The organism is Candidatus Delongbacteria bacterium, from assembly GCA_020634015.1.
Taxonomy (GTDB): domain Bacteria; phylum CAIWAD01; class CAIWAD01; order CAIWAD01; family CAIWAD01; genus JACKCN01.
This window is the reverse complement of sequence record JACKCN010000005.1, coordinates 149,022-169,113: the sequence shown is the minus strand read 5'-3', so window position 1 is coordinate 169,113 and position 20,092 is coordinate 149,022. Positions and strand designations below refer to the sequence as shown.

Here is a 20,092-nt window from a genome sequence, read left to right as displayed (position 1 = left end):
CCATGCTCACCCGTTCGATTGGCAAGGCCCTGCTGGTTCTTGGACTGGGATCCTTCGTCGCGGCCCAGGCGGCCGCCCCCACCGTGGATCCGGCCATTCCATCCTACAAGAAGGTGGAAGGGCTGCGCGGCACGGCCAACAGCATCGGCTCCGACACCATGAACAACCTGATGACGCTCTGGCTGGAATCCTTCCGCGCCATGTATCCCCAGGTGAACATCCAGATCGAGGGCAAGGGCTCCTCGACGGCGCCTCCCGCACTCATCGAGGGCACCGCCCAGTTCGGCCCCATGTCCCGCCCGATGAAGTCCAGCGAAGTGGACAAGTTCGAAGAGAAGTACGGCTTCGCGCCCGTGGGCATTCGCACCTCGCTGGACGCGCTGGCCGTGTTCGTGCCCGCCGACAACAAGATTCCCAGCCTGAGCCTGGAGCAGGTGGACGCCATCTTCTCGCGCACCTGCAACCGCGGACACGCCCCGATACAGACCTGGGGAGAGCTGCTGCCCGGCAGTTCCATCGCCGACAAGCCCATCAGCCGCTACGGTCGCAATTCCGCCTCGGGTACCTACGGGTTCTTCAAGGAAGAAGCCCTCAAGAAGGGTGACTACCTGGACACGGTGAAGGAGCAGCCCGGATCCGCGTCCGTGGTACAGTCCGTGGCCGCCGACCGCTCGGGCATCGGCTACTCCGGCATCGGTTACGCCACCTCCGGAGTGCGCGCCGTTCCCCTGAGCGAGAGCGACGGCAGCACGGTCTACGAGCCCAACCTGGCCAATGTGATCTCCGGTGACTATCCCCTGGCGCGTCCGCTGCTGCTGTATGTGGTGGCCGATCCCGACAAGGGCATGGATCCGCTGGTCCGGGAATTCTTGCGCTTCGTGCTGAGCAAGGAAGGTCAGCAGATCGTGATCAAGGACGGCTACCTGCCGCTGTCCGCCGAGATGGTCACACAGGAATTGGCCCGGGTCAAGTAGCATGTCAGGTTCCCGGGCCGTGTTCAGTCACGGCCCGGGCGCTTCCTGACGCAGCTTCACACGACACAAGATCGCCCAACAATGGTAAAGTCCGTGGCCATGACAGCCAGATCACAGACAGAAAAATCCAGCGCCAACAGCTTCCTCCGGCGTCGCCTTTTCGCGGATCGCGTGGCGGCCCGGGTGATCATGGCCGGTGGACTGAGTCTGATTCTGGCGATCGTGGTGATCTTCCTCTTCCTCGCCAAGGAGGTCCTCCCGCTGTTCGGTGGAGCCGAGCTTGGATCACCGTCCGTGATGGCACCCTCCGTCTCACCGCGGATGGTGGGAACCGATCCCTACCAGGACCTGGTCTGGAGCATGGATCAGCACGGAATTCTCCAGGTCTTCAACCGGGACGGTCTGCTGGTGCAGCAGCTGCCCCTGCCGCTGGATTCATTGGAGCTGCCGCTGCAGGTGGCCGTGGATGCGGGCGGTCGTACCGACCAGTTCACCGTGGCCACCGATGGGGGACGTCTGCTGAGCTGCCGGGTCCGCATCACGCGCACCACCTCAAACCCCGACAGCATCTTCAGCACTCTGCGCCTGCGTGTGGACGAGGTTCCCCTGCCCAGCGATTCCATGCGGAGCGGCATGGCACGCTTCGACAATCTGGTGATGGCCCGCGGGGACGAGCGCCTGCTGTGGGCCTGGACGGATGGCACACGCGCGCACCTGCTGCTGCAGGATACGGACGAGGACAGCTGGTACTGGCCGGAGCTGCCGGAAGAACTGGTCGGAACCTGCCCCGTGACCCTGGCCGCCGCACCGGGTGCCGAGCGCCTGGCTTTGGCGCTTCCCACGGGCGAACTGGCCGTGCTGGACCTGCGCCGCATGAACCAGCCCGAGCTGCTGCACCGCTGGCCTTCCGGCATGAACGGTCTGAGCGCGCTCACCTTTCTCAAGGGTGGCGGCAGCCTGATCGCGGGAGACAGCCAGGGACATCTGGCCACATTCCTCCCGCTGCCCACCGACACCCAGGGCCGCCATTGGGAACCGGGTGTTCCACTGCCCTCCCATGACGCGGGCATTGCGCGTCTGCAACCTTCGCCGCGTGATCGCAGTTTCCTCTCGCTGGACGAACAGGGGACACTCAGGCTGCAGGTCAGCACCAGCGGACGAGTTCTGGCCCAGGAAGTGCTGCCCGAAGGCAGCCGCCATGTGCTGGCCTTCAGCCCGCGTGCCGACGCCGTGCTCTGTGCGGGCACGATCGGAATCACGCGCCAGACCCTGGACAACGCCCACGCCGACGTCTCCCTCTCGGGCCTGCTGGCCCCCGTGCAGTACGAAGGCTATCCCGAGCCGGCCTTCATCTGGCAGTCCACGGGCGGCAGCGATGACTTCGAGCCCAAGTACAGCTTCATTCCGCTGATCTTCGGCACACTCAAGGGCACCCTCTTCGCCCTGCTGATCTCGGTGCCGCTGGCGCTGCTGGCCGCGATCTATGTCTCACAGTTCGCGCCCGCCTCGCTGGCCCGCACCATCAAGCCGATGATCGAGATCATGGCGGCACTGCCCAGCGTGATCATCGGTTTTCTGGCGGGGCTGGTCTTCGCCCCCTGGGTGGAAACGCACCTGACCTCCGTGCTCGCGTTTCCCTTGATCCTGATCATCCTCCTGCTGGGCATGATTCCGCTCTGGCGGCGCCTGCCCTCGCGGCTGCTGGAACACGCGGGCCCCCAGCTGGGCATCGGTGCGGGCATGCTGGTGATCTCGCTGCTGCTGGGTCGCTCGCTGGCCCCGGTTCTGGATGCCCACCTCTTCGGTGGCAGTCTGATCGCCTGGCTGCATGATCATCTGGGTCTGGTGTACGACCAGCGCAACAGCCTGGTGGTTGGCTTCGCCCTGGGTTTCGCCGTGATCCCCATCATCTTCACCATGACCGAGGATGCGCTGAGCAACGTGCCCGATTCCCAGGTGAGCGCGTCACTCGCGCTGGGGGCTTCTCGCTGGCACACGGTGCTGCATGTGGTGCTGCCCGGTGCGTCCGCGGGCGTGTTCGCCGCGATCATGCTGGGCCTGGGACGCGCCATCGGCGAAACCATGATCGTGCTGATGGCCACCGGCAATACGCCCCTGATGGACTGGAGCCCCTTCAACGGCTTCCGCACCATGAGTGCCTGCATCGCGGTGGAGATTCCGGAAGCACCCGTGGGTGGATCGCTGTATCGCCTGCTCTTCGCGGTGGCCCTGCTGCTCTTCGTGTTCACCTTCCTGATCAATACCGTGGCATCGCTGATCGGCGAGCGACTGCGCAAGAGCCAGGGGAGAATCTGATGAGTTCACTGCGCCTGCGCGCCCGGGACAGTGTGCCCGTGCTCTTCACCAGCATGGGTCTGGTGGTGATTCTGGGCATGCTGGTGCTCATGCTCTGGATTCTGCTCTCCCGCGGCCTGGTGGCCTTCTGGCCGCATTCGCTCGAGCGCATTGTGATGCAGGATGGCCGGGTGGTTCTGGGCGAAGTCTGGGACCAGGTCGACACCCCGGACGGCGAACGTCTGCGCGTGCGCACCGGCAATCGGGATCTCTGGGGTCAGGAATTCGTCCAGCTGGATGGCGCACAGGTGAGTTCCCGCGAACTGGCCGAGGGAGCTTTTCTGGTGGAACGCCTGAACCAGGGCATCTTCATCGGCATGCCCGGCGAGCTGCACATTCCGGATGCCCGCATCACGCCCGCGGATGCCGACTATCGCAGCAAACTGGACGACGCGCTGGACGTGGCGATCGCGCTGAACTCGACCCAGGAGCACACACTGGGCCAACTGCACCGCCTGGCAGGTCGCATCGCCCCGGAAGCCGGCGAAGGTCCCCGTGTCGATCGGGCCCGTGCGCAGTACACAGTGCTGGAAACTCGCCTGGACAGCCTGATCCAGCAGCGTGGCGCCGTGAGTCTCACCCTGTCCGCCATCGACGGAACCGACCTGGTGGTGCCGCTGGCCGATGTGGTGCGTCTGGTTCCATCCAACGAGCTGGGTACCATCGGACGCAGCGGAGTCTATATGTCACGACTCTGGGAGTTTCTCACGGCGGAGCCGCGGGAGTCCAATACGGCGGGCGGCGTGATGCCGGCAATCTTCGGCACCGTACTGATGGTATTGCTGATGTCCATCGCGGTGGTGCCCGTGGGCGTGATGGCGGCCGTGTATCTCAATGACTATGCCCGTCAGGGCTTTCTGGTGCAGACCATCCGGCTGGCGGTGAACAACCTGGCCGGTGTGCCATCCATTGTGTACGGCATCTTCGGCCTGGGTTTCTTCATCTATTTCGTCGGGGGTGGGCTGGACCAGCTGTTCTTCTCGGACAGCCTGCCCACTCCCACCTTCGGCACGGGCGGCATTCTGTGGGCCAGCCTGACCCTGGCCCTGCTGACCATGCCCGTGGTGGTCGTGGCCACCACCGAAGGGCTGCAGTCCGTGAGCCAGACCACGCGCATGGCCGCTCTTGCCCTGGGCGCGACCCGCTGGCAGATGATTCGCCAGGTGGTGTTGCCCAACGCCATGCCCGGCATCCTGACCGGTTTGATCCTGGCCATCAGCCGCGCCGCCGGCGAGGTGGCCCCGCTGATGATCACCGGCGTGGTCAAGCTGGCGCCCAGTCTGGCTCTTGACCTGGACGCCCCCTACCTGCACCTTGACCGCAAGTTCATGCACCTTGGTTTTCACATCTACGACCTGGGTTTCCAGTCCCCCAACGTGGAGGCGGCCCTGCCCATGCTGTTCAGCACGGCCCTGCTGCTGATCATCGTGGTGCTGATGCTGAATCTGGTGGCCATCCTGCTGCGCAACGCGCTGCGCAAGCGCTTCAAGCAGGCGGCGTTCTGATGATTGCCATGCCCACACCGGACCTGAGCGTCCCCACGAAGGAGAGTCGCCCGATGCCCGAACCCCTGATCGCGGTTCAGACCCACGAGCTGGAATTCTTCTATGGTCCGACTCGCGCCCTGCATGGCATCAATCTGCGCCTGCCGGAGAAGCGTGTCACGGCCTTCATCGGCCCCTCGGGTTGCGGCAAGTCCACTCTGTTGCGCTGTTTCAACCGGATGAATGACCTGGTGCCCGGGGCTCGCGTCGAAGGTCGCATCGAGATCAACGGCCGCGACATCCACACGCCGGGCACCCAGCTCGAGGAGCTGCGTCGCCAGGTGGGCATGGTCTTTCAGCGCAGCAACCCCTTTCCCAAGTCGATCTATGAGAACGTGGCCTACGGCCCCCGCGTGCACGGCGAGAAGGACCGGCACGTCCTGGATGAGATCGTGGAAAGCTGCCTGGTGCGCGTGGCTCTCTGGGACGAAGTCAAGGACCGCCTCAAGAAGAGTGCGCTGGACCTTTCGGGCGGCCAGCAGCAGCGCCTCTGCATTGCGCGCGCACTGGCCGTGGGACCCAGCATTCTGCTGATGGACGAGCCGGCTTCGGCCCTGGACCCGCGCTCGACGGCCCGCATCGAGGACCTGGTCACCGAACTGCGCGACCTGTACACCATCGTGATCGTGACCCACAACATGCAGCAGGCGGCCCGCATCTCCGACTACACGGCCTTCCTCTATGAGGGCAACCTGGTCGAGTTCAACGAGACCCAGCGCCTGTTCACCAAACCTGACCACGAGCAGACCAATGACTACATTACCGGTCGTTTCGGCTGAGAGGCCCCGGCACCAATCAAGAGTGAGTCGAGGAGAATCGATGACCCGCCACATGCTGCACGCACTGGACTCGCTCAAGGAGCGGGTGGAGGAGCTGGGCCGCACCGTCCTGGATTCCGTCGTGGATGCCACCGAAGCCGTGATGAGCGGAAACCTGGATCTGGCCAACCGCGTGATCCAGGGCGATTCCGCGATCGATCTGGAAGAAGTGGAAGTGGAAGAAGAGTGTCTGAAGGTGCTGGCCCTGCATCAGCCGGTGGCCACCGACCTGCGGCTGCTGGTGGGCATTCTCAAGCTGAACAATGACCTGGAACGCATCGGCGATCTGGCGGTGAGCATTGCCGGCCATGCCAACAGCATTCACCTGCCCGGTGACGAGAAGCTGGTGGACCTGATGAAGCGCCTCTCGCGGCGCAGCCAGGAAATGCTGCAACTGGGCCTGGACTGCCTGATCCGCCAGGACGGCGCGCTGGCCGAGCGGGTCTGCGCGGCCGACGACGACGTGGACGAACTGTACTCGATCATCCGCTCCGAAACCCAGTCGCTGCTGATGAACGAGACGCGCCTCGAACCCAGGCAGATCGAAGGTCTGATGCGCTTCGTGAGCGTGGCCCGCAGCCTGGAACGCATCGCCGACCACGCCACCAACATCGCCGAGGACGTGATCTACATGGTCACCGGCGAAATCTCGCGCCACGGCAGCCTGCGCGGCCTGCGCCCCTGGAAGGGCAAGGAATAGGCCGCATGCCGGGCGAAGCGCGGCCCGTCCAAGATCTGCACGCCCCACCCACCGTGGCGACCACGGGCGACACAGAAAACACCGCCTCGCGGCGGTGTTGGAAATCAGGCTGACATGAATGGTGTTCTGCGTCGCTCGTCTGCATTGGTGAGCGGAGCATCTCACTCCACTTCCTGACTACTCGGCCGCAGGCAGACTTCGTGCGGCGCGGAAGCCGATGAAGCTGGCGAAGCCGCCGGGAACCGAAGGCAGGAAGCGTCCGCTGGCCGACAGTGCGGCCTGGTCGAAGAGCCAGCAGCCGCCACGGATCACACGACCCGAGCCCGTGGGAGCACCCGCCGGATTGAACTCGGGGCTGGATGAATAGTTGCCCCACCAGTCATTGGTCCATTCGAACACATTGCCCCCCATGTCCTTCAGCCCCAGAGCCGTATCACCCCAGGTCAGCAGCCCCACGGGCAGCGTCCAGCCCACGCAGGGCACACCGTTCGCGGCATGGTTGGCGTTGCCGCAATTGGGCGTGGAGTTGCCCCAGGGGAAGGAACGCTGGTCGTCGAAGCGCGCGGCATATTCCCATTCCGCCTCGGTGGGCAGACGGTAGCCGCTGGCCGTGTAAGGATCATTGGCCGAGGGCGTGGCGGCCCAGTTGCCATTGTAATACGCGGGCAGTCCCTGCTGCAGGCTCAACCAGTCGCAGTAACAGGCGGCGCCGTACCAGCTCACCATCTGCACCGGATGCCGCCAGGGCAGATAGCTGCCGATTCCGCTGGCGGCCAGGGTGCGGCGCAGGGCCAATTGCCCGTCCAGCAGCACGATTTCCGAGTAGTAGGATCCAAGGTCCAGCAGACTGACTCCATGGGCCTGCAGAGTCGTGCCGACGATGGTGGCCAGACCCTGATCAAGCGCCCACTGGGCCGCCGCCATGTATTCCAGATTGGTGACTTCAGTCAGTCCCATCAGGAAGTCCTGCCCCAGTTCCACATCGTGCTCGGGACCGGCGACCGCGGCCTGGCCCATGGTGAAGGTTCCGGCGGGAATCTGAACCCAGGGCGACGGTCCCGGCACATCCGGATCCAGCGCGGATACACGGTAGAATTCCGCGGCTTCCGTTGACTGAACCACGTAGCGGGGAGCGGCGGTGCCCCCGACCCAGACGAATTCGCTGCGTGCCGCCCAGGGCGAGACACTGCGATAGACCGAGTAGGCCACGGTCGTGAGCGGGTTTCCGCTGTCATCGGTGGTCACGGGAGTCCAGCTCAGTTCCAGCCGGCCATCAGGCAGCCGCTGCACATGCAGGTCGTTCACGTCGGCAGGGGCGGCCAGGGCGATCTGGAAAGCGGCGAGAATCGAAAGGCAAATCATCGTGCGGCGCATGGTCACTCCGAAAAGAATGGGGAGCCGCTTCGGCAGACGCCGCATCCGTCCCACTGGAAGCAGGAAAAACGAATGCCACCCCGCCGGGCAGATCCTGGTTTGTGTTCACAAGCTGTGTGGGTTGGAATGTTCAGGGCACATGCCGCATCCGCCCAAAGCTGACGCGACTGTTCATTCCAATGGGTACCATCAAGCCAAATTCCGGGGCGATTCGCCAGCAATTACTCATCTCGAAAAACTTGTCAGGATCTGGAAGAGTCTCGGCCGGGGGGCCCGGGGAGGGTCGGGCGCCCACACACTCTCGCAGCAGTATTCTGGCATGCAGCGCGCGTGCTACACGTCGGGCCGCGTCCCGAAGGCCTCATCCATGGCTTTGCGCGCACATTCCGGGCAGTATCCATGGGAGAACTGGGTGTTGGCGTGGGCGCCGATGTAGGATTCCAGCGGCTGCCACTGGCCCTCCTTGTCGCGGATGCTCTTGCACTGCGCACAGATCGGCAGGAAGGCTTCCAGCACCTTGATTTCGGAGAGCGAGCGCCGCAGGGCTTCGGTGATTCGCCTCTCACGGTTCAGCAGGGTGCGGATGTGAGCCAGTGCGGACCCGATGGCCATGAAGGAGACAAGTCGGATCATCGTGTTCCAGACCGCAAGCGCGGTATTCTGGAACACATGCCCCGAACTCAGGTCCGCGCCGAACCAGACCAGGGCGCACAACACGGCGATGCCCACCGAACCGGCCCAGCCGAAGATCCAGGCCGCCAGCGAGACCGGCAGGAAATAGAACACGAAGAAGTTGAATTCGTACCCGGTGAGCCAGTCAACGATTCCCAACATCGGCACACAGGCGATGATCAGGATTCCCCACGACCACAGACGGACGCGGTTCGACATGATGTGCTTTCTGCCAGGTACGGAGACCGGGCACGCTTGATCGGGACATCGGGTCCCGGGTTTTCCGCAAGTGCCTCAGACGCGATACGGTTCATCAACCAGACGCTGCGAAATCCACCAGATGTTGCCATGCCCATCGCGCACGCCGCCCTGCCGGTCGCCGTAGGACATGTCACCCACGGCCATCTCCAGGGTGGCTCCGGCCTGCAGGGCCCGGGCCATTGACGCGTGCGCATCCTCCACGTACAGATAGAAGGCGGAGGCCATCGCAGGGTAGTCCGCGCTGGCTTCGCTGACCATGACGGTCGCATTGCCCAGGCTCACCTGCGCATTGGCGATGTGTCCATCGGGACGCAGGGAGCGCAGGACTTCCTTTCCACCCAGGCCATTCACAAGAAATGCCACAAAGGATTCCGCATCGTTCACGAAGAAGTACGGGGTGACCGTGGCAAACCCCTCAGGCTGTCGCACGATATCGCTCCTTTCGGCTCAGTCCACCTTCGAATTGAACAGGCTCAGGCCGTCCACCTTCAGCCGCAGCATCAGGAAGTCGCGCAGGCGGTTCTGTTCCTCGCGCCCGGGCATCTTCGTCCATTGGGCCATCACCACCAGCGAGAGCAGCGAGTCGGGAACGACGTCGTGCACCTTCTTTTCATGCCCCACCCCGATCGAGACCAGGTCGGGATAGAGCGCCGCCAGCTCCTTGCTCAGTTCGCCCACCGGAAACTGGGTCGAGCGCAGACGCACCACTTCGTCTTCCAGCACGCGTATCTGCTCCTCGCGCGCACTCAGGGCCGCATCGTTGCGTTGGTACAGATCCTCGAGAATGCCCTGACGCACCATCTGGCTCAACTGCTCCACGTTGGCCTGGCCGTCCACGGGCTGATTCAGTACCAGCTGGGTGCCTTCCAGTCCGTAGGTCCGCAGGCGTTCCTCGAGCATGGTCTTCACCTCGGGCGGCAGCGGTTGGCCCAGCAGGGTGGCCGTGATGGTGGAACCATTGCGCGAATACTTCAGGTCCACATTGAGAATGGCCCGATCATTGAACGCCAGATTCTCGCTGATGTAGCGCCTGGCCACCTGCTGGAAGCGGGCTTCCTGGATCACACGCCAACCCGTGAACGCGCTGGGCACGGCAATGGCGAAGGTCATCAGCACGATCAGGAATCGTGCACGAGTGACATGCTCCTTGTCCAGCTCGGCCACCCGCTCGAAGTACATCAGTCTCACGAAGCCCAGGGTGGCCAGACAGATGAAGAGCGCGTTGATCAGAAAGAGATGCATCGCCCCCAGGAAGAACCAGAGATTGCCCTGGGCCAGTCCGTAGCCCGCCGTGCAGAGCGGGGGCATCAGGGCGGTGGCGATCGCCACGCCGGGCACCACATTGCCCTTCATCGCCTTGCGTGTCACGGCCACCACGCCCGCTCCGCCACCGAAGAGCGCGATCATCACATCATAGAGCGTGGGGCGTGTGCGCGCCAGCAATTCGGACTGGGCATCCTCAAGCGGCGAGATCAGGAAGTAGAGCGTGGAAGCCACCAGCGCCACGCCCGTGGCCAGCAGCAGATTGCGCGCGCTGCGGCGCAGGAGGGGAAAATCGTTGGTGGCCAGGCCAAAGCCCGTGCCCACGATGGGTCCCATCAGCGGCGAGATCAACATGGCGCCGATCACCACCGCGGTGGAGTTGACATTCAGGCCAACCGAAGCGATCAGGATCGCGAAGACCAGGGCCCAGATGTTGCCACCCCGGAAATCGATGTCGGCGCGCACCCTTTGCAGGGTTCCATCGTAATCCGTGTCCGGTTTCAGCGAGAACAACTGCTGCATCAGAGCGCGCATCGAACTGCCGATGGTCGAGAGCAGACCACTGCTGGCACTGGTGTTTTCCATCACGATCCCATCCGGTTGGACCCGCGCGCGGGTCGGCAGGTTGATTGAGAAAAGCTGCGGGCGACGGATTTCCATGGAAGCGGCCAGCACTGGACAGGACCGGCCTTGCGAATGCTGATGGCGCCCCGGGCATTGGTTCCCGGGGCGCCATGATACCATTGACCATGTCAGGGCTCAAGCCCGTGCACCCGGACGTTCTGTGTCACAGGGCAGGGGTCACGGCATGCGGCTTCAGGCTGGCGCGCTCTCCTTGAGGCTGGCGCGCAGCACGAAGTAACCAGCCACACCGGAGATCAACGATCCCACCAGGATTCCCAGGCGCTCGAGTCCCTGCCAGTCCATGCCGCCTTGCTCGAAGGCCAACGAGGCGATGAAGAGACTCATGGTGAACCCGATGCCGCAGAGCAGGGCCGCTCCGTACAGAGGTCCCCAGCCGATACCGTCGGGGCGGGCGGCCAGTCCCAGTTTCACGGCGATCCAGCAGGCCAGCATCACACCCACCTGCTTGCCCAGGAACAGCCCGGAGACGATGCCCAGCGGAACCGGATGCAGTGTGTCAGCCAGAGTGAATCCGCCCAGCGGCACGCCCGCGTTGGCGAAGGCGAAGATCGGCAGTACACCGAACGCCACCCAGGGATGCAGCGCATGCTCCAGGTCCTTGAGCGGGCTATGTCCGGCATTGCTGCCGTGCTTGTTGCCGGTCGTTCCCAGAGGAATGAACATCGCCAGCACCACTCCGGCCAGGGTGGCATGCACGCCCGACTTGAGCACGGCCACCCAGAGGGGAATTCCCAGCAGAATGTAGAACACGGGACGTGTGACACCCGCCCGGTTGAGCAGGGCCAGTCCGCCGATCATCGCCCCGGCGATGGCCAGGGATCCCATCGAGAGTTCCGCCGTGTAGAACAGTGCGATCACGATGATCGCTCCCAGATCATCGAAGATGGCGATGCTCAACAGGAAGGCCTTCAATGCGGCTGGCACGCGTGGTCCGAGCAGGGTGAGCACACCCAGCGCGAAGGCGATGTCCGTGGCGGTGGGTACCGCCCAGCCCCGGGTGGCAATGGCGTCACCCCGGTTGAACACCAGATAGAACAGTGCGGGCGCGACCATGCCGCCGATCGCCGCAAAAGCGGGAAGGCTGGCCTGGCGCAGGCTGGAAAGATGGCCCTCCACGATTTCCCGCTTCAGCTCCATGCCCACCAACAGGAAGAACACGGCCATCAGGCCATCATTGATCCAGAGAATGAGGGGCTTGTGCAGGTCCAGCGCTCCAATGCGCATCTGGACGGGCATGTCCAGCAGGGAGAGATAATGGGCGGCCAGGGGAGAATTGGCCACGCTCATGGCCAGCACGGTGGCCAGCATCAGCAGCAGTCCTCCGGATGCCTCCAGTCGCAGAAAATCCTGCAGTGCCTGGCTCACACGGTCAAGGGTTGGGCGAGTCGTCATGGGCCATCAGGTCCTTTCGGCTTGCCGGCCCCTCAAGGGACGGCGAATCGGGTTGGTTCAGGAATCCGTGAGATCATCGAAGAACTCGACACGTCCGGTTTCGAGGGAGTACTCGGCACCGACGATCTGCAGTCCTTCCTTGTGGATCAGTTGCTCGAGCACTTCGGAACCGTGTCGCAACTGGGACACGGAAACCCGGATGTTGGCACGCACGGCCTGCTGCACCAGGGCGGCCGGGTTGTGGCGCAGGTCGGTCACCAGCAGGGATTCCACCGAAGGGCGAATGCGGTCCACGATCGAGCGCAGATTGCGCGACTGCACGTTCATCGGCTGCTGCAGTTCCTCGAGCGTGGCCTCGATCGCGCCGCACTGGGTATGCCCCAGCACCACCACCAGCCTGGTGTTGAACTTGGTGGCCGCGAATTCGATGCTGCCCACCAGCGAGGGTGCAACGATGTTGCCCGCGACGCGAATCACGAACAGGTCACCCAGCCCCTGATCAAAGACGATCTCGGCGGGCACCCGTGAGTCCGAGCAGCCCAGAATGATCGCGAACGGTGTCTGCCCGGAGGTCAGTTCGTTGCGCCGTGAGCTGCCCGAGTTCTCATGAAGGCTGTGATCCTCTTCCGCGAACCGGAGGTTTCCCTCTCGCAGGCGCTCCAGGGCTTCACGCGCTGGTATCATCGTCAGTCTCCCACTCGTGTTCTGAATCCCGTTGACCCGGACTGCATCAATCAGTGATCAGCACCCGCTCGATGCGGCGATCGGGCAGCAACCACATCAGTGCGACCAGGACATAGACGGCGGTGGCCAGTTCGGGCAGCACCATGGTCAGCATGATCGCGATGGAGTACAACCCGATCGAGACCTTGCCCTTCCAGTCCTGGCCGATCGCCTTGCGGAGCAGCGAATCGGGTCCCTGGGAGCGCACGATCGCCAGCTGCAGCACGAAATACGACAGGGCGGCCATCAGAAGAACCACCCCATAGACCGCCACCGTGGCCGCCGCAAAATGGTTTTCGCCCATCCAGCCCGTGGTGAAGGGCACCAGCGACAACCAGAACAGCAGGTGCAGGTTGGCCCAGAGAATCGGCGCGTCCACCTGCTCCACCGTGTGCAGCAGGTGGTGGTGGTTGTTCCAGTAAATGCCCAGATAGATGAAGCTGAGCACATAGCTCAGGAAAACCGGCACCAGCGGCAGCAGGGCTTCCAGTCCATCTCCATGGGGAACCTTCAGTTCCAGCACCATGATGGTGATCAGGATGGCCAGCACTCCATCGCTGAATGCTTCCATGCGCGAACGCTTCATCTTTCCCCCGTCCCTGTGGGCGCCCCGGCTCGATTCGTTGCCCCGACAGATATCCGGTGGGGATCAGCCCAAGACTCCGGACGGGGCGGCAAGGTTCCGGAATGTGGCCGAAAAAGGTCCTGTTTTCGATCCAGATTGCCAATGCCGAGTCGAGGCGCACGGTCGTGGGATTGGAAGGACCGTTCTCGCGACCCGATCCCGATCATTCTCCGGGGACATCCGTGCCTTGACGGCCCCGCAGGGCGGCCAGCACGCTGTCAAGTTCCGGAAGCTTCGCAGCGTCCTTGAACGGCGCCATGCGGCCGTAAATCTCGCCGGCGGCCTCATGGAACCCCTCGGGCACACCCGCTGCGGACAGTGTGGCCGCGATCTCGGCCATTTCCCCCTGAAAGCGCCAGGCTTTCGCGGTGACCCGGCGTGCCTGTTCCCGGATGCGCTCGCTGGAACCCGCCTGATCCTCATCCCAGCAGGATTCCAGTTCCCCGCGCACGCCCAGCGACTCAGCGGCGGCCAGCACCGCGCAGTTCAGCGCCGCCCGCCCCTTGGACACTGCCGCGTAACACATCTTGAGCGCCGAGGCCCGACCGATCCCGTCTCCGATCACGCGAGTCCTCAGAGGGGCGGCCGCAAAGCACTCGGCAAGCTCCTGCGCCATGGGTCCGGCAAGGAATAAAGTGGTCGAATCGGGGTGCCAGGCCGGAGGACCAATGATCGCGCCATCCACAGCCTTCATTCCGGCTTCGTGTTGCAGGCGTCCGATCTCGCGCATGCGGTCCGGCGAAATGGCATTGAAGTCGGCATAGATGCCGCGATAGCCCATCTCACGTACCTGGCGGGCCACGGCATCGGCCGCGTGCGGCGGGCAGATGCTGACCAGGATGGAACAGCGCTCACACAATTCCCGCAGGCTGGCGACTTCCTGCAGTCCGTGTGAGTCGGCACGTTCGCGCGTGGCGGGGCTGCGTCCCTCGGAAACCCAGCATGGCACACAACCGCTGGCCGCGGCACTGGCCGCCAGCGAGACCCCCATTGCGCCCGGGTGCAGAAAACCGATCTGGGTGCCTGTCATGGAATCACCTCCCGGTCCTTGTCGATTGCTGCAGCGGAACGGGTGCGCATGCTTGAGCTACAGAATGCGTGTGTACTGTGCATGGTGGTGCCGCATGTGCAGCCCCTGGAATCGCGCGAAGTCCCCCACGCCCACCGTCCCGAAGATGCCGCTGTGGACCTGCAGTCCACCGGCCACCCGTGTCCGGCAATCCTGCTCCAGAGTCAGCAGGGCCGCTTCAAGTCTTGCGGCTCCGGCTGCGGCCGTGGCGGATCCGGTGACCGGATTGAAGGCCCGGCTGGTGCGGGCGCGGGGCAGGCGTTCCTTGCGCAGAATGCGAAGGAAGAACAGACGGATCACCGGCCGCAGAAAGGACGGCAACACCGGAAAGCTGTTCTTCGTACCTCGCACGACAAGGGCCGATTCTTCAAGTGAACGCGCCAGATGCTCGGTGATCTGGGCGGGCGACCACTTGCCCGGGGCTGCGGGCTGGTTCCAGTTCGTCTCACAGGCCCGGATGGTGTCCAGAAGCTCCCGCAGGATCCGGCGATTCTCCGCGAGGCTCTGGTTCAGGTCGGCCACGATTCCCCCTTTGTGTGTCAATCCATGGTCTTCGCCGGCCACTGGACCCAGGTGTTTCATGGCCGGAAGCGGCCAACCCGGAGAGTGTGTCGGAGAACGGTCAAAGTGGGCTGCCGCACAGTTTGCAATATCTGGCATCCTGTTCGTGATCGCTCGAGGAGCAGCCCGGGCAGGCACGCCTTGCGGCCCGGCTCCGGCCCAGCTCCACGGTAACAATGCCCGTGGGAACCGCCACGATGGCATAGCCCAGCAACATGATCACCGACGCCAGGCTCTGGCCCAGAGGAGTCTGCGGGGCGATGTCCCCATAACCCACGGTGGTGATGGTGACGATGGTCCAGTAGATCGACTGGGGAATGCTGGTGAACCCGTGGGTGCTGCCTTCCACCACATACATCGCGGCACCCAGGAATACCGCGATGGTGAAGACGGTGGCGATGAAGATCGAAAGCTTGCGGCGGCTGTTGCGGATGGCCACCATCAGCACATCCGCTTCCCCGATGTACTCGGCCAGCTTCAGGACCCGAAACACTCTCAGCACACGCAGGATGCGGATGATCTGCAGATACTGGGTACCCGGAAGCACCAGACTGAGGTAGGTGGGCAGAATCGAGGCGAGATCAACCAGACCGAAGAAACTGCGGGCATAACCTGCTGCGCGCGGGGCACAGACCAGCCGCACCAGATACTCCAGCGTGAACAATCCGGTGAAGATCCACTCCAGCAGGAGCAGCTGGCTCCCGTAGTTCTCGCGGATGGAACTGACGGAATCCAGCATCATCGCCAGCACACTGAGCAGGATGGTCACGATCAGCACCAGGTCGAAGGCTTTGCCTCCGCGGGTCTCGTGGCCGAAAATCACGGTGTGCAGTGTGTTCCGCCAGGCCGCGCGTCCAGCGGGTGGACGCAGCGGATCGGGTCTTTCGGGCACGATCCACCTCCTCTTTGCCTTGCTCGCAGCGAGTGCCTGCCGCAGGAATGCGCGCAGCCTGCGACGCGTGAATCTGGCAAGATGGAGGCAGAAGGCCGACAGGAATCCGTCAGCTCAGGTCGCGCTTGCGCACCTGGAGGATCGTGATACGTCCCAGCAGATTGGCCCGGGTGCACATCCAGCGCAGGTGGCGACGGTGCAGGCCTTCCTTTTCCCGGTATTTGCGACCGAGCAGCTTGCGACGCAGGGAAAGGGCCAGCAGTGGATAGAGGATGGGCATGAACAGCAGCGAGCCCTTGCGGTAACGGTTGGTGGCCACGCCGACCACCTCGCCCCCGAAGCGTTCCGCGTGAAAGATCAACTGGGGCAGGCTGATGGGGTTGATGTGCTGCATGAAGTACGCCTCCATGCCCGGATCCAGCGGCACCGGCGCGCAGTCGCAGTACCCGTAGAGGAAGTGATGCCAGCGCGAGGACAGGCTGAGCACATTGGGAGTGGTCACGATGATCACGGCCCCGGGCCTGGCCACACGCAGCAATTCGCTCATGAAGGTGAAGTGGTTCTCGATGTGCTCCACCACCTCGATGCTCACCACCAGGTCGAACTGATTGTCCTCGTAGGGCAGGCTCTCGTTCAGGTTGGCCCTGCGGAAAGGAATCGTGGGGCATTGGAAGAGTTCGGGCAGAAAATCACATGCATCCACCTGATAGCCGCGTTCCTGCAGCTTGTGGCTGAAGTGGCCGTGACCGGCTCCCACATCCAGGGCTCGACGCCCCGCCCCTTCGGGCAGCAGGTTCTGGACTTTTCCATAGATGTTGGGCTGAAAGGTGATCGGCATGGGCACGGGGGGGCTCATCCATCCTCCGGATGTTTCCAGAACCTTGGCAACCGGCCATTCTGTATACGGACGATCGAACCAGGAAGGATCCGGGGCATCAGACAGCCTCGGTCGGCACAGGATAGAATCGAAATCTGGATTCTTTCGGGATTTCACCCGACCCGGGCAGGGGGTTGGTCGTCATGGTCGAAAGACATCCTTGGGGGACGCGCCAATAATCGCACTTGTCAGGCACTTGGAAAGCCAGAAATGCAGGCCCGACTGATTGACCCGGGGATTCAATCGCCCCCCACTCCGCCCCCCGCCGTAACCTCCCACCGTAGCTTCCAGCCGGGCCCGGCCTGAAGCCACGTCGGCAGACTAGGTCGAGACATAAACCGTCTCATATCATTTCACCAGCAGCATTTCCTGCATGTCGCTGAAGGTGCCGGCGACCAGCTTGCAGAAATAGAAGCCGCTGGGCAGGCCGCTGCCGTCGAAGGTGCGGCGGTGCTCGCCAGCGGGCAGCTGTCCTTCGGCCAGTCGTGCCACCTCGCGGCCCGCCAGGTCGAACACGACCAGACGCACGGTGCTGGAGGTGGGCAAGTTGAAGACCAGGGTGGTCGAGGGGTTGAAGGGGTTGGGGTAGTTGGGCTTCAGCCAGAAGCGGTCCGGAGTGTATTCTGCCTCGCGGAGCACGGCTGTGGCCCCCGCGATGCCGATGGTGTAGCTTCCCGTATACCCGCCATCTCCGTCACTGACAACGTCCATCAGTTCATGCTCGGGCTCGGGACTCTGGAAGATGGAATCCAGGCTGTTGGTGGTCGGATTCACCCCTCGCGCGGCATACAGGGGTGTCACATGCACTTCGTCGTTCACCGCATCAGGAAAGGCGAACTGCGAGGTGACGTAGGTCGTGCTGTCCAGGCGCACCTTGAAATGCACATGGTTGGCCCGACCGGGATACCAGCCGGGATAACTCGTGATGAAGGAACAGTTGCCCGCCGAGTCGGTGAGCTGGATCCCACGCATGAAGTCCTGTCCCACGGTGCTGCCGCCCTGCTGGACGTACCCACTGTAGAGGCCGTCCTTGTCGGCATGCCACACATCCACGATCACATCGGGAATTGGAGTGCAGTCTTCGTCCACCACGCTGATGTTCATGCGCAGGGGCAATCCGTCATGGTATACGCCCGTGTCCACATCCGTGCGAATGTCTTCGCGTATCAGGTTGGCGTTGAAGTAGAACGGCCCCGCGGTCTCCTGCGGCGTGAGCCAGCAGGTATCGGTCTCCCGCCCTCCCGACTTGGCCAGCACGGTCCGCATCACGGGCAAGGGCAACAGGCTGCTCACCCCCGCCACGCCCAACCCCTTGAAGAACTGCCGTCGATTCATGTCGCGCCCCCAATGCTGAACCCTACACCCTGGCGTGGTTCATTCGATACTGCTGGTGATTTGCCGTGTGTGATCGAAGTAACCATCTGACACCCGCACCGCCAACGAAAGAATTGGCAGCTGCAAGATCCTTGAACTTGCCAGACATCGTAGCCCGGATAAGCGCAGCGCAATCCGGGTCACCCCAAACAACGCATTCAGCATCCGAATGCCCGCAGGGGGGGTCCTGTTACGGAAGAATTCAGTGTGAGTTACCCGGATTGCGCTGCGCTTCATCGGGCCCGGCTGGAAGCTACGTCGCAAGGCATCGTCGTGAAATCATGTTGTTGCAGAGCAAGGATGTCAGGTCGTTTGCAACTGCTCGCGGAGGCGGCGGGCGGCGGCGCGTTCGGGGGGGCCGGTGTGGCCGGACTGGAGTTGGGCGATGTGATCCAGGCGGCCGTTCTCGTCCAGCCAGCGGGCCGTGATGCGCGTGCGCTGGCCGTCCCACTCCTTTTCGACACCCAGGTGGTGTTCGGCAGCGGCAGCGATCTGGGGCAGGTGGGTGATGCAGATCACCTGATGGCGCGTGGCCAGTTCACGGATCCGGCGTGCCACTGCCAGAGCGGCGCGACCCGAGATGCCCGTATCGATCTCGTCGAAGAGCAGGCAGTGCCCTTCGTGGTGCTCGCTGAGCACGGTGCGCAGGGCCAGCATGATGCGCGAAAGTTCTCCCCCGCTGGCGATCTCCTCGAGGGGAGCCGGTTGGCTGTCCGGGTTGGTGGCGGCCAGAAAACGCGGGCGCTCCGCGCCCAGCGGATCGTGTTCGGCAGCCGGTTCCATGACCACGCTGAGACCGCGGCCTTCGATGCCCAGCTCGAACAGCAGGGGATTGATGCGCGTGCAGAGCCAGTCGGCTCCCGCGGTCCGTGCCTCGCTCAGGCCAGCGGCGGCTGCATCCAGGTCACGGCCCGCTCGGGTCAGGGCCTGCTCGGCTTCCTGCAGGCGCTGCTCGGGATCACCCTGTTCCGAAAGCCTGTGTGACAGGCGCTCCTGTTCGGCCAGCAGGGCGTCCAGGCTGCCCCCGTACTTGCGTATCAGTTTGTCCATCACGGCCAGACGCTCGCGGACCACGGCGAGGCGCTCGGGGTCCAGCTCCACGCTTTCCGCATGATCCGCCAGGCTGCGCCCCGCCTCCTCGATCAGCACCAGACATTCATCCAGCTGGGCAATGCTGGGCTGCAGGCGCTTGTCCCATCGGGCCAGCTGACGCAATTGAGTGACGATCTCGGCCAGGCGCGCATGAATGTTGTCCTCGTTCTCCCACAGACTGTCGGCGGACTGCCAGGCACCCTGTTTCACTTCTTCCACATGGGAGAGCGCGCTCTGCTCCTCGGCCAGGGCCACATCCTCGCCCGGGCGGGCCGCAAGCGTATCCAGTTCTTCCAGCTGATAGGTCCACAGGTCGCGCAGCTCGCGATCACGTTCGCGCTGGCGCAGCAGTGTCGCATGAGCGTCCCGGGCCGTCTCCCAGGCCTGCCAGCAGTGGGTGTGCCGCGCGCGCACCGGTTCCACCGCGGGCAGCGAATCCAGCAGGGCCGCGTGTTGCACGGCATCCAGCAGGCGCGTCTGGTCGCGCTGGCTGTGAAGGTCCAGCAGGGTGGGAGCCAAAGCCTTGACCTGCTTCTGGTTGGACGCCTCTCCGTTCAGCAGGTAGCGACTGCGTCCGTCGTCACGCAGGTCGCGCTCGACGCGACACTCACCCTGTGGCGTGGTGAACACACAGGCCACCCGCGCGCCACTTCCCGTGCCGCCCTGAGTGCCTTCGCGCAATGCGTCGCGCGAGACGCGCTCGCCCAGGCAGGCGGCCACGGCGGCCAGCAGCATGGACTTGCCTGCACCCGTCTCACCCGTGATGGCGGTGAAACCGGCGGGAAACTCAAGCTCCAGCTGACCGATGAGGGCGAAATCGCGAATGGACAGACGGTCCAGCATGCTCTTCCAGGGAAATGGCCCGGCGCTGCCGGGGAGAT

Annotated in this window: 18 protein-coding genes; 5 read left to right on the top strand and 13 right to left on the bottom strand. The window is 63.8% G+C overall.

The window, feature by feature from the left end; genetic code table 11:
* Positions 1-2 precede the first annotated feature (2 nt).
* The 5 genes from H6678_10960 to phoU all read left to right on the top strand — a co-directional run bounded on the left by H6678_10960 (position 3) and on the right by phoU (position 6,391).
* Positions 3-974, top strand: coding sequence for a phosphate ABC transporter substrate-binding protein (locus H6678_10960; GenBank protein ID MCB9474319.1), 972 nt, complete (start codon positions 3-5; stop codon positions 972-974).
* A gap of 99 nt (positions 975-1,073) precedes the next feature.
* Positions 1,074-3,290, top strand: coding sequence for an ABC transporter permease subunit (locus tag H6678_10955; GenBank protein ID MCB9474318.1), 2,217 nt, complete (start codon positions 1,074-1,076; stop codon positions 3,288-3,290).
* The gene (gene pstA / locus H6678_10950; GenBank protein ID MCB9474317.1) at positions 3,290-4,834 is read left to right on the top strand and encodes a phosphate ABC transporter permease PstA; all 1,545 of its coding nucleotides are present in this window, start codon (positions 3,290-3,292) and stop codon (positions 4,832-4,834) included. The genes H6678_10955 and pstA overlap by 1 nt, the downstream gene beginning before the upstream one ends.
* 8 nt (positions 4,835-4,842) lie before the next feature.
* A complete protein-coding gene (gene pstB, locus H6678_10945; GenBank protein ID MCB9474316.1) occupies positions 4,843-5,652 on the top strand; it encodes a phosphate ABC transporter ATP-binding protein in 810 nt (269 codons plus the stop codon).
* A 40-nt stretch (positions 5,653-5,692) separates the two neighbouring features.
* Positions 5,693-6,391 carry a phosphate signaling complex protein PhoU gene (gene phoU / locus H6678_10940; protein ID MCB9474315.1) on the top strand — a complete coding sequence of 233 codons (699 nt, stop codon included), beginning with the start codon at positions 5,693-5,695 and terminating at the stop codon, positions 6,389-6,391.
* A 177-nt stretch (positions 6,392-6,568) separates the two neighbouring features.
* Here phoU and H6678_10935 read toward each other — a convergent pair whose 3' ends face one another.
* The 13 genes from H6678_10935 to recN all read right to left on the bottom strand — a co-directional run bounded on the left by H6678_10935 (position 6,569) and on the right by recN (position 20,054).
* Complete coding sequence (locus H6678_10935) at positions 6,569-7,765, bottom strand: SUMF1/EgtB/PvdO family nonheme iron enzyme (GenBank protein MCB9474314.1); 1,197 nt, start codon at positions 7,763-7,765, stop codon at positions 6,569-6,571.
* A gap of 333 nt (positions 7,766-8,098) precedes the next feature.
* The gene (locus tag H6678_10930) at positions 8,099-8,656 is read right to left on the bottom strand and encodes a hypothetical protein (protein ID MCB9474313.1); all 558 of its coding nucleotides are present in this window, start codon (positions 8,654-8,656) and stop codon (positions 8,099-8,101) included.
* 75 nt (positions 8,657-8,731) lie between these two features.
* Positions 8,732-9,127, bottom strand: coding sequence for a VOC family protein (locus H6678_10925; GenBank protein ID MCB9474312.1), 396 nt, complete (start codon positions 9,125-9,127; stop codon positions 8,732-8,734).
* 18 nt (positions 9,128-9,145) lie between these two features.
* Positions 9,146-10,549, bottom strand: a complete 1,404-nt coding sequence (locus H6678_10920; GenBank protein MCB9474311.1) for a DUF389 domain-containing protein — start codon at positions 10,547-10,549, stop codon at positions 9,146-9,148.
* A gap of 228 nt (positions 10,550-10,777) precedes the next feature.
* Positions 10,778-11,998, bottom strand: a complete 1,221-nt coding sequence (gene nhaA, locus H6678_10915; protein ID MCB9474310.1) for a Na+/H+ antiporter NhaA — start codon at positions 11,996-11,998, stop codon at positions 10,778-10,780.
* 57 nt (positions 11,999-12,055) lie between these two features.
* Positions 12,056-12,682 carry a carbonic anhydrase gene (locus H6678_10910; protein ID MCB9474309.1) on the bottom strand — a complete coding sequence of 209 codons (627 nt, stop codon included), beginning with the start codon at positions 12,680-12,682 and terminating at the stop codon, positions 12,056-12,058.
* A gap of 46 nt (positions 12,683-12,728) precedes the next feature.
* Complete coding sequence (locus H6678_10905; protein ID MCB9474308.1) at positions 12,729-13,307, bottom strand: DUF1211 domain-containing protein; 579 nt, start codon at positions 13,305-13,307, stop codon at positions 12,729-12,731.
* Between the two features lie 202 nt (positions 13,308-13,509).
* The gene (locus H6678_10900) at positions 13,510-14,376 is read right to left on the bottom strand and encodes an NAD(P)-dependent oxidoreductase (GenBank protein ID MCB9474307.1); all 867 of its coding nucleotides are present in this window, start codon (positions 14,374-14,376) and stop codon (positions 13,510-13,512) included.
* Positions 14,377-14,433: 57 nt separating this feature from the next.
* On the bottom strand, positions 14,434-14,937 hold the full coding sequence (locus H6678_10895; protein ID MCB9474306.1) for a DUF1569 domain-containing protein: 504 nt from the start codon (positions 14,935-14,937) through the stop codon (positions 14,434-14,436).
* Positions 14,938-15,037: 100 nt separating this feature from the next.
* Positions 15,038-15,847: an ion transporter gene (locus H6678_10890; GenBank protein ID MCB9474305.1), complete on the bottom strand. Its 810-nt coding sequence runs from the start codon at positions 15,845-15,847 to the stop codon at positions 15,038-15,040.
* Positions 15,848-15,977: 130 nt separating this feature from the next.
* On the bottom strand, positions 15,978-16,724 hold the full coding sequence (locus H6678_10885; protein MCB9474304.1) for a class I SAM-dependent methyltransferase: 747 nt from the start codon (positions 16,722-16,724) through the stop codon (positions 15,978-15,980).
* 369 nt (positions 16,725-17,093) lie between these two features.
* The gene (locus H6678_10880) at positions 17,094-18,080 is read right to left on the bottom strand and encodes a T9SS type A sorting domain-containing protein (GenBank protein ID MCB9474303.1); all 987 of its coding nucleotides are present in this window, start codon (positions 18,078-18,080) and stop codon (positions 17,094-17,096) included.
* Positions 18,081-18,422: 342 nt separating this feature from the next.
* Entirely contained in the window at positions 18,423-20,054 is a 1,632-nt protein-coding gene (gene recN / locus H6678_10875) for a DNA repair protein RecN (GenBank protein MCB9474302.1), read from the bottom strand.
* Positions 20,055-20,092 lie beyond the last annotated feature (38 nt).

Coding starts and splice junctions, on each gene's coding strand:
- H6678_10960 (MCB9474319.1), top strand. CDS start 3: ATGCTCACCCGTTCGATTGGCAAGGCCCTGCTGGTTCTTGGACTGGGA.
- H6678_10955 (MCB9474318.1), top strand. CDS start 1,074: ATGACAGCCAGATCACAGACAGAAAAATCCAGCGCCAACAGCTTCCTC.
- pstA (MCB9474317.1), top strand. CDS start 3,290: ATGAGTTCACTGCGCCTGCGCGCCCGGGACAGTGTGCCCGTGCTCTTC.
- pstB (MCB9474316.1), top strand. CDS start 4,843: ATGCCCACACCGGACCTGAGCGTCCCCACGAAGGAGAGTCGCCCGATG.
- phoU (MCB9474315.1), top strand. CDS start 5,693: ATGACCCGCCACATGCTGCACGCACTGGACTCGCTCAAGGAGCGGGTG.
- H6678_10935 (MCB9474314.1), bottom strand. CDS start 7,765: ATGCGCCGCACGATGATTTGCCTTTCGATTCTCGCCGCTTTCCAGATC.
- H6678_10930 (MCB9474313.1), bottom strand. CDS start 8,656: ATGTCGAACCGCGTCCGTCTGTGGTCGTGGGGAATCCTGATCATCGCC.
- nhaA (MCB9474310.1), bottom strand. CDS start 11,998: ATGACGACTCGCCCAACCCTTGACCGTGTGAGCCAGGCACTGCAGGAT.
- H6678_10910 (MCB9474309.1), bottom strand. CDS start 12,682: ATGATACCAGCGCGTGAAGCCCTGGAGCGCCTGCGAGAGGGAAACCTC.
- H6678_10905 (MCB9474308.1), bottom strand. CDS start 13,307: ATGAAGCGTTCGCGCATGGAAGCATTCAGCGATGGAGTGCTGGCCATC.
- H6678_10900 (MCB9474307.1), bottom strand. CDS start 14,376: ATGACAGGCACCCAGATCGGTTTTCTGCACCCGGGCGCAATGGGGGTC.
- H6678_10885 (MCB9474304.1), bottom strand. CDS start 16,724: ATGAGCCCCCCCGTGCCCATGCCGATCACCTTTCAGCCCAACATCTAT.
- H6678_10880 (MCB9474303.1), bottom strand. CDS start 18,080: ATGAATCGACGGCAGTTCTTCAAGGGGTTGGGCGTGGCGGGGGTGAGC.
- recN (MCB9474302.1), bottom strand. CDS start 20,054: ATGCTGGACCGTCTGTCCATTCGCGATTTCGCCCTCATCGGTCAGCTG.